Below are 14,913 nucleotides of genomic sequence, written 5' to 3' on the forward strand. Positions count from 1 at the left end.
TAATAACCTGACGATCCGATCATCGTCAGAATTATCCGTCTGATAATGTTGAGAAGAATATGAAAAACGAAGTGCATCCTTACAGTGAGTGGATTGATCTGGCAAACCGTCGTCTGGGCGGTCAGGTGCTGAGCTGCAGTGATGATTTCTTTGCTGAAATGGAAAACCTGATCAAGCCGGAAGCCCCGGTGTTTATTGACGGAAAATACACCGATCGCGGTAAATGGATGGATGGTTGGGAAAGCCGCCGTAAGCGTGTTGCCGGTTACGACTGGGCCATCCTCAAGCTGGGTACTCAGGGTCGTATCAAGGGCTTTAACGTATGCACTACGCACTTTGCCGGTAACGCGCCGAAGCAGGTATCGATTGAAGCCTGTAACAGCAAAACAGCACCGGATAACAGCACTGAGTGGACCATGATCGTAGCGCAGCAGGACGTAAATCCGGACAGCAATAATTTTATTGATTGTGATTCCGCTGGTGTGTGGACTCATCTGCGTATCAATAGTTTCCCCGATGGTGGCATAGCCCGTTTACGTGTGTACGGCGAAGCGGTGATGGACAGTAACTGGTTCCTGCCGGGTGAGCCTGTGGATCTGGCCTTCGTTAAAAACGGTGCGCGTCCGGTGGAGTGCAGCGATATGTTCTTCAGCTCGATGAGCAACCTGATCATGCCGGATCGTGGCGTCAATATGGGAGACGGCTGGGAAACCAAGCGTCGTCGCGGTGGCCGTGAATGCGACTGGATTATTATTAAGCTGGCCGGTACCGGCAGCATTAAAAAGGTCGTGGTCGATACCGCGCACTTTAAAGGTAATTATCCGGATGGTTTCTCACTGCTGGGCATTACCATGCCGGAAGGTGAGCATCCGCAGGAAACCTCTGAGTGGGTACCGGTGATAGAACGTCAGAAGCTGACGGCCGATGCCGAACATTTCTACAAAGACGAAGTGATCAGTGGCGAGCAGACCTTTACTCATATCAAACTGAATATGTACCCGGATGGCGGTATCAGCCGTTTACGCGTGTTCGGTTTTTTGAACACAGATAAATAGTGGATTCCTGAAGGATGCCCAATGACACTCGATGAACTGAATAACCTGACGGTGGCGGAGGCCATCGCCGCCTTTACCAGTTGCTGTGCGGCAGAACGCTGGGTGGAAAAAGTGGTTGCCGCGCGCCCCTATGCCTCGGTGGATGAGCTGCTGCAGAAGGCGGATGAATTCTGGTGGACAATGGAAGAGCCTGATTTTCTGCAGGCTTTTACCGCCCATCCGAAAATCGGTGATGTAAACTCACTGCGCGCTAAATACGCCAATACCAAAGCCATCGCCTCGCACGAACAGAGCGGAGCAACGGGTGCGCCCGAGGCCGTACTGGAGGCTTTGGCGGCTGGTAACAGTGCCTATGAAGAAAAGTTTGGCTTTATTTTTATCGTATTTGCCACCGGCAAGAGTGCCGGGCAGATGCTGGCACTGCTGGAGCAGCGACTGCCGAACAGCCGTGAGCAGGAAATCCGTAATGCCGCTGAGAATCAGATGATGATTACCGATTTGCGCATTAAAAAAATTCTTGGTCCGGCGACTTAAGGAGCAGAACATGCAGAAGAGTGTAATTACAACGCATATCCTCGACACCCAGCGCGGCCGTCCGGCGGTTGGGGTTGAGGTGCGTTTATTTAAATCGGCAACCGCTTCGGTTGCCGACCCACAATGGCAAAGCATGGCCAGTGCCGCGACCAACGAAGATGGCCGTATTATTGACTGGCTGGGAACCCGTGAGCGTGAGTCCGGACTGTACAAACTGGAATTCTCGACCGGGGCCTATTATGCCGCACAGGGTCTGAGCACTTTGTATCCGCAGGTGGATATTCTGTTTGAAATCGATACGCCAACCGAGCACTACCACGTGCCGCTGTTGCTGTCGGCCAATGGTTTCTCGACTTATCGTGGTTCCTGAGGAATTCAGTGATGGAATTAATTCTGCAATCTGAGCCTTTAACCGCCGAAAGTTTTGCGCCCTTCGGTGAGCTGGTGAGCGTGCGTGGTAAGCCGGTTATGATTAATAACGGTACCACCGAGCGTTACCATAATCTGGCGCAGGTTACTGTGGGGGCGGAGCCACAAAGCGGGCAGGGTATTATCAGTATTTTCCGCGCCCAGCCACGTACCCTGCCGATGAGCATTGGCATGATGGAGCGTCATCCTCTGGGCAGTCAGGCATTTCTGCCGTCGTCGGATGAACCTTATCTGGTGCTGGTATGCCTGAGCCATATTGTTAATGGCGATGAGGTGCCAGACCCATCCAGCTTTAAGCTGTTTCTCGCCAGTGGTGAGGAAGGCGTGAATTACAAAGCCAATTGCTGGCATCATCCGTTGCTGGCATTAAACCGTGTGTGTGATTTCTGGATCGTCGACCGCGTTGGTCCGGGCAATAATCTGGAAGAATTTTTCTTTCCGGACGATTGGAATATCCGAATAAACTTGTGAGAAAGAGCATGAATTATCAGGGCTACCGGGGACGCGTGCTGCATTTCCTCGATGAACAGACTCCCCAGTACTTTGCCGATGGTCTGCTGATCACGGACACCGATGCCGGCACCGTGATTGGTTGTGGCGATGCCGCCACCATGCTGGCTCAGTATCCGGATCTCCGCGTGACTCAGTACGATAATGCCCTGATTATGCCGGGTTTTATCGACACCCATATTCATTATCCGCAAGTGGATGTGATTGCCTCCTACGGCGAGCAGCTGCTCGACTGGCTGAATAATTACACCTTCCCGACGGAAGTGAATTTCGCCAACACAGAAGTCGCGAATAATGCAGCGGAATTTTTCCTGCAGGAACTGCTGAAAAACGGTACGACTACGGCACTGGTGTTCGGTACTGTGCATAAGAGTGCGGTGGACGCTTTTTTCGAAATCAGTCAGCGTCTGAATACGCGTATGATCTGCGGCAAGGTGATGATGAACCGTCATGCACCGGAAGCGTTGTGTGATACGGTAGAAAGCTCGGTCGCTGATACGCAGGAGCTGATCGATCGCTGGCACAATAATGGCCGTCAGCTGTACGCCATTACCCCGCGCTTTGCTATTACCTCTACGCCGGAACAACTGGCGGCGGCGGGACAACTGCTGGCCGATAATCCGGGCGTTTATATGCAGACCCATCTGGCGGAAAATCTGGATGAAATTGCTTTTGTAAAAGAGCTGTTCCCGGAGCGTAAAAGCTATCTGGATGTGTACGATCACTACGGCCTGCTCGGCGAACGCAGTGTATTTGCCCACTGTGTGCACCTCGATGCTGAGGATTATCAGCGTATGAGCGAAACCGGCAGCAAAATTTCGTTCTGCCCGACGTCGAACCTGTTTCTCGGCAGCGGTTTATTTCAGCTGGATGATCAGCCGTTTCCGGTGGATGTCAGCGTAGCAACCGATGTCGGTGGTGGTACCAGTTTTTCGATGCTGCAGACCATGAATGAAGCCTACAAAATCTGCCAGTTAAAAGGCAGTAAACTGGCGCCGCAACGCGCCTTTTATATGATGACGCTGGGTAACGCCAAAGCGCTGTCTGTGGACGATAAAATCGGTAACTTCGAAAGTGGTAAAGAAGCCGATTTTGTTGTGCTGGATCTGGCTGGCACCGATCTGATGAAGCGTCGTCAGTCAATCTGTAAAACCCTGGACGAAACCCTGTTCAGCCTGATGATCCTCGGCGATGACCGTGCAGTACGCGAAACCTTTGTCGCTGGCCGTTCGGTCTGGACCAAGCCGGAGGCCCATTAATGGAAGGCTATATCTTTGACTGGCTGAATCTTTTTCTGCGCTGGTTTCACGTGCTGGCCGGTATCGCCTGGATCGGTGCATCCTTTTATTTTGTCTGGCTCGATCTGAGCCTGGAAAAACCCAGCGACGAAAATGAAGCGCGCGGTATTAAAGGCCAGTTATCCGCCATTCATGGTGGTGGTTTCTACGAGGTGGTGAAATACAAGCTCGGGCCGCAGGTGATGCCGGCTAATCTGCACTGGTTTAAGTGGGAAGCCTACACCACCTGGCTGACCGGTTTTTCGTTGCTGGCGGTGATGTATTACTGGGGTGCGCAGCAATATCTGATTGATCCGGCCAAGGTGGCATTTTCACCAGCGACGGCTATTGGCAGCAGTCTGCTGTTTCTGGCCGTGGGTTTTGCGGTTTATGAATTGCTGATTAAAAGTCCGTTGCGCAACAGCAATAAAGGCTTTGCTTCTGTTCTGTTTGTATTTCTGGTGTTTATGGCCTGGCTGGCGGATCAGCTGTTTGCTGACCGTGCGGCTTATATTCATGTCGGTGCTTTAATCGGCTCGATTATGGCCGGTAACGTGTTCTTCGGCATTATGCCGTCGCAGCGTGAACTGGTACGTGCGGTAACTGCCGGTGAAACCCCGGATGCGCGTTATGCTATGCTGGCCAAACTACGCTCAACCCATAACAACTACCTGACCCTGCCGCTGGTCTTTATCATGATCAGCAATCATTATCCAATGACCTATGGCCATGAATATGCCTGGCTGGTACTGGCTATGATTGCGGTAATTACCGGTCTGGTGCGTCATTTCCTGAATTTAAAAACCCAGGGTGCCGGAGTAAAGCCGGGTTATTTAATCAGCGCCTTTATTCTTACTGTTGCTCTGGCTTTCTGGATGGCGCCCAAACCGGTTGCAACGGTAGGTAGCGTCATTAATGCCGACCAGGCGTTGCATATTACCCATCTGCGTTGCGCCGAATGTCACGCGGAATCTCCGACCAGTGATATGTTTAAAACGCCGCCGGCGGGTATTATCCTCGAGTCTGAAGCGCAACTTCTGCAGTACAAAGACCGTATGCTCAGCGCACTGCAAACCGGCTATATGCCACTGGCCAATATCACTGCCATGACTGAAGACGAGCGGGCGCAGTTGATTGTCTGGCTGCAGGCTAATTAGTGTTAACAGGCCCTGGCACAGTATTTTAATTGGAACGTTCTGGCTCGGGCGGGATGATGGTGTTCGGTGTATAGATAACCGCCTTCAGCGGTTTTTTATTGATACTGTTGAGCATATTTTTATAGGTCAGCTCACCAATACGGAAAAAGTCGATGCTGACCAATGAGTGCACCAGCTGTTCCTGCCGCAGCTGGTGGTATTCGGGCAGTACCTTGCCAACTCCGATAATGATCAGTGGCTTCTTTTTTCTCAGGTTTTCCTGAAAAGGCAGCAGGATGTTCTGGTATGCCTGGGGATCAATCAGAGGCCAGCTGCCAACAGACAGAAATACATCGGGTTTAATTTCAGTCAGGCTGATACGTATTTCAGCTAATGCGCGTTTGTTGCTGTCGCCGCTGTCCCAAAGACAACGTTCCGGCTCATACCAGCCACCCTCACCACGCAACGGCTGAGCGTCGATCAATGCCGGATTGCCGCTCAGTTCGCGTCTTATACCCAGAACCCGCAAAGCGAGATTGGTATCGTGTTCCGCGGTCATTAAACATACAGAACCGCCATTGGGGTAAATTGCTTTTGCCTGACGGGCGAGATCGCGCCCGAACTGTTGGTTGTCGGTGCCGACATAGCTCAGGCTCAGATTTTGTTCTCGCTCAGCGAATGGCGAATCAAAAGTCATGACCGGAATTATTGCCTGAGATACGGCCTGCGCAATAACATCCGATTTGGTCACCGATATTGCCATGGCGCTATAGCGCCGGCTATTGATTGCACTTTCGATGGCTTTAGCCTGAATGCGGGCGCTGGTTTCCTGCTCCGGGCCGAGCAATACACAATGATCGCTATTTTTTTGTGCTGCAGCCTCACAGCCACGCCAGACTTCAATAAAGTTCTGATCGCTGGTGCTTTTGGCAATCAGGGCGAATTCCCGGCCATCAGCGATGACGCTGTGTGATAGCAAACAGATAAACAGCAGGCATATCTTCCGTGTCGACATTAACGCTCTCCATTCGCACTCCCGTGTATCTGATAGCGTATTCCGCTACGGATTACCAGTCCGAACAGAGTTCGTTAATGCTAATAAAACCATGTTTTTAGAAGGGGTAATGTGGCGTATATCGTTCATTACTGTAACCCGATTTTACTGTCTTACTTCTCAATAATGATAAAATGGCAGAGCTATATAGGAACGTTAAGGATCGTTTATGACGCACAACCAGCAGGTGAGTGTGAATATCACCCGCCTGAAGGAAAAAATTGAAGCTGCGACCAGCCAGCATGATCTGGTCGGTATTATCCGTTCACTGGAGCATCATCCGGGCCCTCTGGATTACAAAGATAAACCCTGGCTGGTTATCGGCTTGCTGTTTATGGGGTTGGGAGGGCTGGCGTTATTCGGCGTTTTTTCCCGGAGCCTGCCGTATGCACTCAATTATTTTCTGGATGTTGTACTGTTCTACAGTCAGTACTGGTTGCCCGTGACGGCCGTTGTTTTCTGGCAGCTGTGGCGTGAAGAAAAAGGCAAACCGGGCTTTTTATCCCGCTATTTTAACACACAGCAACAGCGTATAGCGGTGGCCAGCGGAATAACCCTTATCGTGATACTTATCCCATTCTGGGGGGCGATATACTGGGGGGGATTAGAGCTGCTGACCATGCTTCTATCCGGTGGCGGCTTTGCATCGTATGAAATGGGGTTACCTTTACTGCTGCTGGTGAGCGGAGGCCTTGTCCTGTGGCGTATTTACGACCGTAAACACTGGCGCCGGCCGTTATCAGAGCGCATCAGCCTGCGCGATATTCTGTTTAATAACGGTCTTAAAGCGCTGCCTTTTAAAGGGCAGGAGAAAGCCAAAGAGCTGGGGCAGCAGTTTAAGGAATTTATCCGTGGCAATGATCTGCGCGAAATTCAGCATCTGTACCAGGGACATTATGACGGTAATCTGCACAGCTTTGATTACAGTCTCTACTGTTTTCATTATGTCGTGCGCCGTAGCGAAACCTATACCGATTCGAAAGGCAGAACCCGTACCCGTGTGGTGAGAGACAGTTATTACCGCCATGGTTTGTTGCTGCACTTTCCGTTTTCCCGTGGACTTAGTCTTAATGCTGGCAGCGGAGTATCGTTCAGTGGTGAAAAGTACACGACAGCATCAAACGAATTTAACCGGGTATTCAGCATCCGGGCTGATCAGGAAATGGTCGCGGCGCGCTTCTTATCACCCGCTGTGATTGAAGCCATGCTGGCGATGGCGGCTGAGTACTCACGTCCTGTGCTGGAAATAAGCGCCGGTGGCGATCTTTGTTTTGCTTTCAGTAACGACGATATTCTGGAACATAAGCGCACTTATAATCTGGAAAATCCCGTTGAATTTGCCAGCGAAATTGCTAAACACGATGAGCTTGAAAAGCTCAATGGCCTGTTGCTTCAGATACACAACCTGATGCGCCTGACTGACAACAACTTTCAACTTTAACCGGGCGTCCGGTACGCCTTGATGGAGGCTTTATGAGCGATTTTTATTTTTTATTGTTACCCGTAATTTTGCTGGTCGTAGTGGTGGTTATTTATAACGGCATTATTGGAAAGTTTAATGCCGTTGACCGTGCCTGGGCTTCGGTTCTGACGCAGGAGCGGCAGAAGAATAAAATTATTCCCCATGTAGAAAAACTGGTGGAAGAGTACAAACTGCACGAAAGCAGTGTTCTGGCGGATGTTACCCGTCTGCGTAACAGCATTGACGAGCTTGGTAAGCAATCATCTGCCGCACCTGATACCGTCAGGCTGGCTGAGGCTGAAAGACATACGGCCAGTCTGTTGCAGGGGCTTAAAGTGGCTGTCGAAGCTTATCCGGAGCTGAAGGCTTCTGATCTGTATACGAAACTGATGGCAGAAATATCGGAACAGCAGGAGCAGGTCGGTGCAGCCTTGCGTATCTTTAACCGTAATGTTGAAGAGTTTAATAACGCGATTCAGATGTTCCCCGGCTCACTGGTGAACTCTTTGCTGAACCACAAACAGCCGGTACAGAGTTTTACCGATGCTGAGGCACAGGATGGTTTTGACTATAAGCCTAACCTCTGACCTATATTAAACATAAAAAAACCGGCTAATAGCCGGTTTTTTTATGAATCAGTCTCTGCTGCTGACAATCAGACTCGCCGGATCAAAAAAGCCGACTCCACTTTCCACACTGCCGGGTTGCGGGCTGCCGAGAATATGATTCTTCATCTTTCCAATGATATGCATCTCGCAGGGTTTGCAGTCGAACTTCAGGGTTAATACCTCGTCACCGTTAACCAGCTGCATATCTTTGACCTTGGTAATTACCCCGGTAACGCCTTTGGCCTGTTTCGGGCAAAGGTTAAAAGAAAAACGCAGGCAGTGTTTGGTAATCATGAGCGGCACGTCGCCCGTTTCCTGATGCGCTTCGTAGGCCGGTTCAATCAGTTCAACGCCAAAGCGTTTATAAAAGGCACGGGCTTTTTCGTTGTAAACGTTATCGAGGAAAGTCAGCTGGCTGTCCGGATACAGCGGCGCGGGTTCACTGACAGCCTTGCGCTGTCCGCGCGGGTGGGCGGCAATACGGGCGGTGGTCAGTACATCAATGGCATCACGGCGCAGGGTTTTTAACTGCGAGCCGGGAATAAACCAGACATCGCCGTTTATCTGAATCCGGTCGGCGTGATAAATGGTGTTACCCAGTTTGCCAAAGGTATCCTGCAGTTGCTGCAGAGCTTTCTCTGCGTTGTTGGCAGGCTCGAACGGACCTTTTAATGTCAGCGTTACACTGCTGCCTTCTTCACTGCCATTTTCAATACTGGTAAGTGTCGCGTTCAGTGCATCCTGTGTGGCCTGAATATCCCAGTTCACCAGCACGCGGCGCTCGGCGGATTTTTTCAGTAGTGCCTGCTGCCAGTTATGATCCAGATTACGGTTCAGCTTTGCCGGTAAACGCAGTTTTTTTAATTCTTCCGGCATTTCGTTTGGTGCTACGCGGTATTGCCAGACGTGCTGCATTTCACCCTGATCATTCTCAAGGTCAAAATCCGCAATCGGGTAAACATTATTCACACGGAAGCCGACCACTTCGCGTTTGACCAGCACATTCAGGCCGTCGCCGTTGGTGAGTTCGGTATCGGTCTGTACGGTTAGCTCGCTCTTGCCAACACCAATTAATTCACCGACCGGCAGGCCAACGAATTTAGGCGAATCGAAGGCGCCGATATCAATTTTGCGTTCGCTGACAAAGTAATCGGTGCTGCCCCGGTGGAAGGTTTTATCCGGGTTCGGAGCAAAGAAATGTTCGGTATAACCGCTGGAGGCACGCGCCAGATCCGGACGATCATTAAGAATGTCATCCAGCAGCTGACGGTAATGGGCAGTGATGTTTTTTACATAGCTGACGTCTTTGTAGCGTCCTTCAATTTTGAAGGAACGGACGCCTGCATCCACCAGATCGCGCATATTTGCGGTCTGATTATTATCTTTCATCGACAACAGGTGCTTGTCGTAGGCAACCACGCCACCGTTTTCGTCTTTTAAGGTGTAGGGCAGGCGGCAGGCCTGTGAGCAGTCACCGCGGTTGGCGCTGCGTCCGGTCTGGGCGTGGGAAATATTGCACTGACCGGAAAATGCCACGCACAGCGCACCGTGAATAAAAAACTCCACGGCGGCATCAACGCTGTCGGAAATTTCTTTAATCTGAGCGAGGTTAAGTTCCCGTGCCAGAACAATTTGCGAGAAACCGGCGCGGGATAAAAACTGTGCTTTTTCCAGCCGGCGGATATCACACTGAGTGGAGGCGTGCAGTTCGATCGGCGGAATATCCATTTCCAGCACGCCCATGTCCTGCACGATTAACGCATCGACACCGGCGTCGTACAGCTGGTGAATCAGCTGGCGCGCAGGTTCGACTTCGTCGTCGTGTAGAATGGTGTTCAGGGTGACGAATACTTTGGCGTGGAATAAACGGGCAAACTCCACTAGGCCGGCAATATCAGCTACCGAGTTGCTGGCGTTATGGCGTGCGCCGAAGCCGGGGCCACCGATATACACCGCATCGGCACCGTGCAGAATCGCTTCTTTGGCAATGGCCGCATCACGGGCGGGACTTAACAGTTCGAGCTGGTGTTTTTTCAGCATGGCAGTACCGGGAATTCACCAATTTTTCAGAGCCGGAAATAAAATTGCCGGAGCTTTGCCTGATAATGCAAAAGTCCGGCAATGGTGTGGCGGCAGCCTTAACGGCCGCGCCGATTACAGCAGGCTGTTTACGGCTTCGACCACCGCTTCGGTGGTAATACCGAATTCTTTAAACAGCAGCGGCGCCGGTGCAGATTCACCAAAGGTGTCCATACCGATGATCTTGCCGTTCAGGCCAACGAATTTGTACCAGTAATCTTTGTGCAGTGCTTCTACCGCAACGCGGGCAGACACAGACGCAGGCAGTACCGATTCGATGTACTCAGCGCCCTGCTTGCAGAACACTTCAGCACACGGCATAGACACCACGCGGATGTTTTTGCCAGTCAGCTGCTCGGCAGCGGCGGTCGCCAGTTCCACTTCAGAACCGGTGGCGATGATGATGGCGTCTGGTGTGCCGGCACAATCTTTCAGGATGTAACCACCACGGGCAACGGCAGCAACCTGTTCGGCAGAACGTGGCTGATGCTGCAGGTTCTGACGGGAGAAGATCAGTGCGCTTGGGCCGTCTTTACGCTCAATCGCCGATTTCCAGGCGGTGGCTGCTTCGACGGTGTCGCATGGGCGCCAGGTTTCCAGATTCGGAGTGTTACGCAGGTTAGCAACCTGTTCTACCGGCTGGTGCGTCGGGCCGTCTTCGCCCAGACCGATGGAGTCGTGGGTGTAAACGAAGATAGAGCGTTGCTTCATCAGCGCGGCCATACGCACGGCGTTACGGGCGTATTCCATAAACATCAGGAAGGTCGCGCCGTAAGGTACAAAACCTTTGTGCAGGGCGATACCGTTCATCATCGCGCTCATGGCGAATTCGCGTACGCCGTAGAATACGTAGTTACCGGAGGCGTCGGTTTCGCTCACGCCCTGACAACCTTTCCACAGGGTCAGGTTGGAACCGGCGAGGTCAGCAGAACCACCGAGGAATTCAGGCAGCAGCGGGCCAAAGGCGTTCAGGGTGTTTTGTGAGGCTTTACGTGAAGCAACCACTTCACCTTTGGCCTGACATTCTTCGATATAAGCCTGCGCCTGAGCAGAGAAATCGGCAGGCAGATCACCGGCTACACGGCGTTTGAACTCAGTAGCCAGTTCCGGGTAAGCGGCAGCGTAAGCGGCGAATTTTTCGTCCCAGCTTTGTTCTGCGGCCTGACCTTTCTCTTTCGCGCTCCAGCCAGCGTAAACGTTTTCCGGAATTTCGAAGGCGCCGTGTTTCCAGCCCAGACGCTCGCGGGTCAGGGCGATTTCGTCGTCACCCAGTGGGGCGCCGTGGCATTCTTCTTTGCCTTCTTTATTAGGTGAACCGAAACCAATGATGGTTTTGCAGCAGATCAGGGTTGGCTGCTCGGTGTTGGCGCGGGCGGTTTCGATGGCTTGTTTGATCTCTTCCGGATCGTGGCCGTTAACGCGTGGAATCACCTGCCAGCCGTAAGACTCAAAACGCTTAACGGTATCGTCGGTGAACCAGCCTTCCACTTCACCATCGATGGAAATGCCGTTGTCATCGTAGAACGCGATCAGCTTGCCCAGACCCAGAGTACCGGCCAGAGAGCAGGCTTCGTGGGAGATACCTTCCATCATGCAGCCGTCACCCATGAAGACATAGGTGTGGTGGTCAACCACATTGTGCTTGTCACGGTTGAACTGGGCGGCCAGTACTTTTTCGGCCAGCGCCATACCCACACCGTTGGCAATACCCTGGCCCAGAGGGCCAGTGGTGGTTTCAATGCCCGGTGCATAACCGTATTCCGGGTGGCCCGGAGTTTTGGAGTGCAGCTGACGGAAGTTCTTCAGATCGTCGATAGACAGATCGTAGCCGCTCAGGTGCAGCAGTGAGTAGATCAGCATGGAGCCGTGGCCGTTGGACAGGATAAAACGGTCGCGATCGGCCCACTCAGGGTTGTTCGGGTTGTGCTTGAGGTAGTCGTTCCACAGTACTTCGGCGATATCGGCCATGCCCATCGGGGCGCCCGGGTGACCGGATTTGGCTTTCTGTACGGCGTCCATGCTCAGTGCGCGGATGGCGTTCGCCAGTTCGGTACGAGATGTCATGTAACGACTCCTGAATCTGAATTCTGTATTGCTGCCGTTACTTAAGCGGATATGCGCCGCAACGGATTCAGCGGGTTAAAAAAGGGGCGCTATTGTCGCGCAGATCCCGGTGTTCAGCAATGGCGAAGGGGGCCGGAACGGCGGATTATGACAACTTCGTGGCGGGCTTTTCTGTCGTACCGGCCTCTGGGCCGCACTCAGGGGCTGGCAAGCGGCAGAACCAGTGCTCAGAAGCGGGGGTTAGCGGTGTAAACAGGGGTAGATTGCGGCTATATCCTGCAACTCTGTCGCCCGAATCTGGCTGAGTTGAACCCGGAAAATCCGGGGGAGTTCTGACACACTGTGCGCCTCACTACGGCGACCGCAGTAACCGCTGCGACAGCAACAGCCGCCGTCGCGCAGGCCAGAGTATTGAAAATAACACTTAAAATAGTACTTAAAATAACAACAGCCGGTGGTTGTAACCGCCAGCAGACTGCCGCAGCAGGCAGGCACAGGAGACTCAGATGAAAGACTTCAAAAATAAAGTAGCGGCGATTACCGGCGCAGGTTCGGGCATTGGTCGTGCGCTGGCCATTAATCTGGCGCAGCAGGGTTGTCATCTGGCGTTAAGCGATGTCAGTGCCAAAGGTCTGGAAGAAACTGCACAGATGCTGCAGGGCTATGGGGTGAAAGTAACCACCGATATTCTTGATGTGTCAGATCGTGAAGCGGTCTACGCATGGGCCGATAAAACCGCCCGTGAGCACGGCAAAGTAAATATGATTTTCAACAACGCCGGTGTGGCGCTGTCCGGTACTGTTGGTGCTCTGAGCCTGGAAGATTACCAGTGGATTATGGACATCAACTTCAACGGCGTGCTGTATGGCACCAAAGCATTCCTGCCCCATCTGGAAGCGGCCGGCGAAGGTCATATTATTAACACCTCCAGCATCTTTGGTCTGGCGTCACAGCCATTAATGAGCGGTTATAACGCCAGTAAATTTGCGGTGCGTGGTCTGACCGAATCGCTGCGTCAGGATCTGGAAATTTCCGGTTCTCCGGTCAGCTGCAGCTGTGTACATCCGGGTGGTATTAAAACCAATATCGCCAAATCGGCGCGTATGGACGCCAGCTGTGCACAGGTAACAGGTACGTCCGAAGAAGACGCGACCAAAGAATTTGAAAAGCTGTTTATCACCACACCGGATAAAGCTGCCAAGACCATTCTGAACGGCGTGCGTAAAAACAGCCGCCGTATTCTGATTGGCCCGGATGCGCGTATGTTTGATCTGCTGGTGCGTATGCTGCCGGCAACCTATCAGTGGATTTTCACCAAGGCTGTGCAGCTGCAGTCGAAAAAAGCAGCGCAGCGCGCGAAAAACGCCTGATCAGTACATTCTGAACGCTGATAAAACGGGAGGCTTGCCTCCCGTTTTTGTTTTTCCCCGCCGTTATTTTTCTCTTTTGCTACTGCGGCCACAAAACGGGCCCGGCATTCTTGTTGATGTCTGGCCCGTGCTGATAATATTCCTCTCACTTTCAGGAGTGAGCTTTACAGCAGGCCGCTTCATCTTCGCCATATGGCACGTTTAACAAGGAGGTTGTTAATGGAAACACCTGTACTTTATCCCGCTGGTCCGCAGCAGGTTCCGGCGGATCTGACCAAACCCCGCGGTTCCTATCAGCGTCAGGCCTGGCTGGCGATGGCTGGCCTGATGTTGTTTATGCTGGGGTATATCGCACTGGGTATTTGTTTTGCGGTGATTACCGTTAATGGTGTTGTGCATCTGCAGGACTGGGGTTTTGACCTGCTGCGGCTGACGATTACGGTCTGTGCCGGTTTGCTCACCTTATTTATCGGTAAATCACTGTTTGCGGTGCGTAAGTCCGGAGACCCGCAGGGGATCGAAATTACCGAAAAAGACCAGCCGCAATTATTTTCTTTTATTTATCGTCTGGCGGATGAAATCGGCGCTCCTCGTCCGCACCGGGTATTTCTGACACCAGAGGTTAATGCCGCTGTTTTTTATGATCTGTCGTTACTGAACCTGATTTTCCCGTCGAAAAAGAATCTGATCATCGGCCTGGGACTGGTAAACGTATTAACGCTGGGTGAATTAAAAGCAGTGCTGGCCCATGAGTTTGGCCATTTTGCCCAGCGTTCGATGCTGGTAGGGCGCTGGGTGTATATCGCACAGCAGATTATTGGCCATATGCTGGCCACCCGTGACTGGCTGGATAATCTGGTACGTGGTCTGGGTCGTACCGATCTGCGTATTGCCTGGCTGGGCTGGCTGTTGTCGCTGATTATCTGGTCGATTCGTGCGGTAGTCGACACCATGTTCCGTCTGGTGATTATGGCCGAGCGCGCGCTCAGCCGCGAAATGGAATTTAATGCCGATCTGGTGGCTGTCTCCGTAACCGGCAGTGATGCCTTAATTAATGCTTTGCATAAATTGCAGGCTGCAGACCACGCCTGGCAGACGGCGCTGAATGTTGCTCAGACTGAGGCCGGTTCCGGTAAGCGTTTAAGCGATTTATTCAACGCCCAGAAAATTACCATGGAAGCCATGCGCAAAGTGCTCGACGATCCGCAGTATGGTGTACCTGTGCCGGTGGATAACCCGGAAAACGCTGCCAGCCACCGGGTGTTTACCGAGTCGATGGCACGTCCGCCACAAATGTGGGCAACACACCCGGCCAACCGTGACCGCGAAGATAAT

At 52.3% G+C, this 14,913-nt stretch carries 13 protein-coding genes; 10 read left to right on the plus strand and 3 right to left on the minus strand.

Going from position 1 to position 14,913, the window contains the following annotated elements; genetic code table 11:
- Window positions 1-59 precede the first annotated feature (59 nt).
- Genes alc through B3P58_RS00080 form a run of 6 tightly spaced genes read left to right on the plus strand, consistent with a single transcriptional unit; the run spans window position 60 to window position 4,962 of the window.
- Complete coding sequence (alc, locus tag B3P58_RS00055; RefSeq protein ID WP_286714999.1) at window positions 60-1,055, plus strand: allantoicase; 996 nt, start codon at window positions 60-62, stop codon at window positions 1,053-1,055.
- 21 nt (window positions 1,056-1,076) lie between these two features.
- Window positions 1,077-1,589, plus strand: a complete 513-nt coding sequence (gene uraD / locus B3P58_RS00060; RefSeq protein ID WP_286715001.1) for a 2-oxo-4-hydroxy-4-carboxy-5-ureidoimidazoline decarboxylase — start codon at window positions 1,077-1,079, stop codon at window positions 1,587-1,589.
- Between the two features lie 10 nt (window positions 1,590-1,599).
- Window positions 1,600-1,959, plus strand: coding sequence for a hydroxyisourate hydrolase (uraH, locus tag B3P58_RS00065; RefSeq protein WP_286715003.1), 360 nt, complete (start codon window positions 1,600-1,602; stop codon window positions 1,957-1,959).
- An 11-nt stretch (window positions 1,960-1,970) separates the two neighbouring features.
- Window positions 1,971-2,489: an ureidoglycolate lyase gene (locus B3P58_RS00070; RefSeq protein ID WP_286715005.1), complete on the plus strand. Its 519-nt coding sequence runs from the start codon at window positions 1,971-1,973 to the stop codon at window positions 2,487-2,489.
- Window positions 2,486-3,787 (plus strand): guanine deaminase, encoded by a 1,302-nt coding sequence (gene guaD / locus B3P58_RS00075; RefSeq protein WP_286715007.1) that lies wholly within the window; start codon window positions 2,486-2,488, stop codon window positions 3,785-3,787. The genes B3P58_RS00070 and guaD overlap by 4 nt, the downstream gene beginning before the upstream one ends.
- Complete coding sequence (locus B3P58_RS00080) at window positions 3,787-4,962, plus strand: urate hydroxylase PuuD (RefSeq protein ID WP_225692970.1); 1,176 nt, start codon at window positions 3,787-3,789, stop codon at window positions 4,960-4,962. Before guaD ends, B3P58_RS00080 begins: the two co-directional genes overlap by 1 nt.
- Before the next feature lie 25 nt (window positions 4,963-4,987).
- On the opposite strand, the gene B3P58_RS00085 is transcribed toward B3P58_RS00080, so the two are convergent.
- On the minus strand, window positions 4,988-5,956 hold the full coding sequence (locus B3P58_RS00085; protein ID WP_145466518.1) for a substrate-binding domain-containing protein: 969 nt from the start codon (window positions 5,954-5,956) through the stop codon (window positions 4,988-4,990).
- A 208-nt stretch (window positions 5,957-6,164) separates the two neighbouring features.
- On the opposite strand from B3P58_RS00085, the gene B3P58_RS00090 reads away from it, so the two are divergent.
- Together B3P58_RS00090 and B3P58_RS00095 are read left to right on the plus strand one after the other, a co-directional pair.
- The gene (locus B3P58_RS00090; protein ID WP_286715011.1) at window positions 6,165-7,436 is read left to right on the plus strand and encodes a DUF3137 domain-containing protein; all 1,272 of its coding nucleotides are present in this window, start codon (window positions 6,165-6,167) and stop codon (window positions 7,434-7,436) included.
- Window positions 7,437-7,468: 32 nt separating this feature from the next.
- Window positions 7,469-8,044, plus strand: a complete 576-nt coding sequence (locus B3P58_RS00095; RefSeq protein WP_286715015.1) for a LemA family protein — start codon at window positions 7,469-7,471, stop codon at window positions 8,042-8,044.
- 48 nt (window positions 8,045-8,092) lie between these two features.
- On the opposite strand, the gene B3P58_RS00100 is transcribed toward B3P58_RS00095, so the two are convergent.
- Both B3P58_RS00100 and tkt read right to left on the minus strand, forming a co-directional pair.
- A complete protein-coding gene (locus tag B3P58_RS00100; protein WP_286715017.1) occupies window positions 8,093-10,105 on the minus strand; it encodes a peptidase U32 family protein in 2,013 nt (670 codons plus the stop codon).
- Window positions 10,106-10,219: 114 nt separating this feature from the next.
- Window positions 10,220-12,208 (minus strand): transketolase, encoded by a 1,989-nt coding sequence (gene tkt / locus B3P58_RS00105; protein ID WP_286715019.1) that lies wholly within the window; start codon window positions 12,206-12,208, stop codon window positions 10,220-10,222.
- A 506-nt stretch (window positions 12,209-12,714) separates the two neighbouring features.
- Here tkt and B3P58_RS00110 point away from each other — a divergent pair.
- Window positions 12,715-13,578, plus strand: coding sequence for an SDR family NAD(P)-dependent oxidoreductase (locus B3P58_RS00110; RefSeq protein WP_286715022.1), 864 nt, complete (start codon window positions 12,715-12,717; stop codon window positions 13,576-13,578).
- A 219-nt stretch (window positions 13,579-13,797) separates the two neighbouring features.
- On the plus strand, window positions 13,798-14,913 hold a 1,116-nt coding region (locus tag B3P58_RS00115), incomplete at its 3' end, for a M48 family metallopeptidase (RefSeq protein ID WP_286715024.1).

Source organism: Thalassolituus sp. UBA2009 (assembly GCF_002335285.1).
Lineage (GTDB): Bacteria > Pseudomonadota > Gammaproteobacteria > Pseudomonadales > Oceanobacteraceae > Venatoribacter > Venatoribacter alkanivorans.

Excerpts from the sequence above, each read along its gene's own strand:
- alc (WP_286714999.1), top strand. The coding sequence starts at position 60 with ATGAAAAACGAAGTGCATCCTTACAGTGAGTGGATTGATCTGGCAAAC.
- uraD (WP_286715001.1), top strand. The coding sequence starts at position 1,077 with ATGACACTCGATGAACTGAATAACCTGACGGTGGCGGAGGCCATCGCC.
- uraH (WP_286715003.1), top strand. The coding sequence starts at position 1,600 with ATGCAGAAGAGTGTAATTACAACGCATATCCTCGACACCCAGCGCGGC.
- B3P58_RS00070 (WP_286715005.1), top strand. The coding sequence starts at position 1,971 with ATGGAATTAATTCTGCAATCTGAGCCTTTAACCGCCGAAAGTTTTGCG.
- B3P58_RS00080 (WP_225692970.1), top strand. The coding sequence starts at position 3,787 with ATGGAAGGCTATATCTTTGACTGGCTGAATCTTTTTCTGCGCTGGTTT.
- B3P58_RS00085 (WP_145466518.1), bottom strand. The coding sequence starts at position 5,956 with ATGTCGACACGGAAGATATGCCTGCTGTTTATCTGTTTGCTATCACAC.
- B3P58_RS00090 (WP_286715011.1), top strand. The coding sequence starts at position 6,165 with ATGACGCACAACCAGCAGGTGAGTGTGAATATCACCCGCCTGAAGGAA.
- B3P58_RS00095 (WP_286715015.1), top strand. The coding sequence starts at position 7,469 with ATGAGCGATTTTTATTTTTTATTGTTACCCGTAATTTTGCTGGTCGTA.
- B3P58_RS00100 (WP_286715017.1), bottom strand. The coding sequence starts at position 10,105 with ATGCTGAAAAAACACCAGCTCGAACTGTTAAGTCCCGCCCGTGATGCG.
- tkt (WP_286715019.1), bottom strand. The coding sequence starts at position 12,208 with ATGACATCTCGTACCGAACTGGCGAACGCCATCCGCGCACTGAGCATG.
- B3P58_RS00110 (WP_286715022.1), top strand. The coding sequence starts at position 12,715 with ATGAAAGACTTCAAAAATAAAGTAGCGGCGATTACCGGCGCAGGTTCG.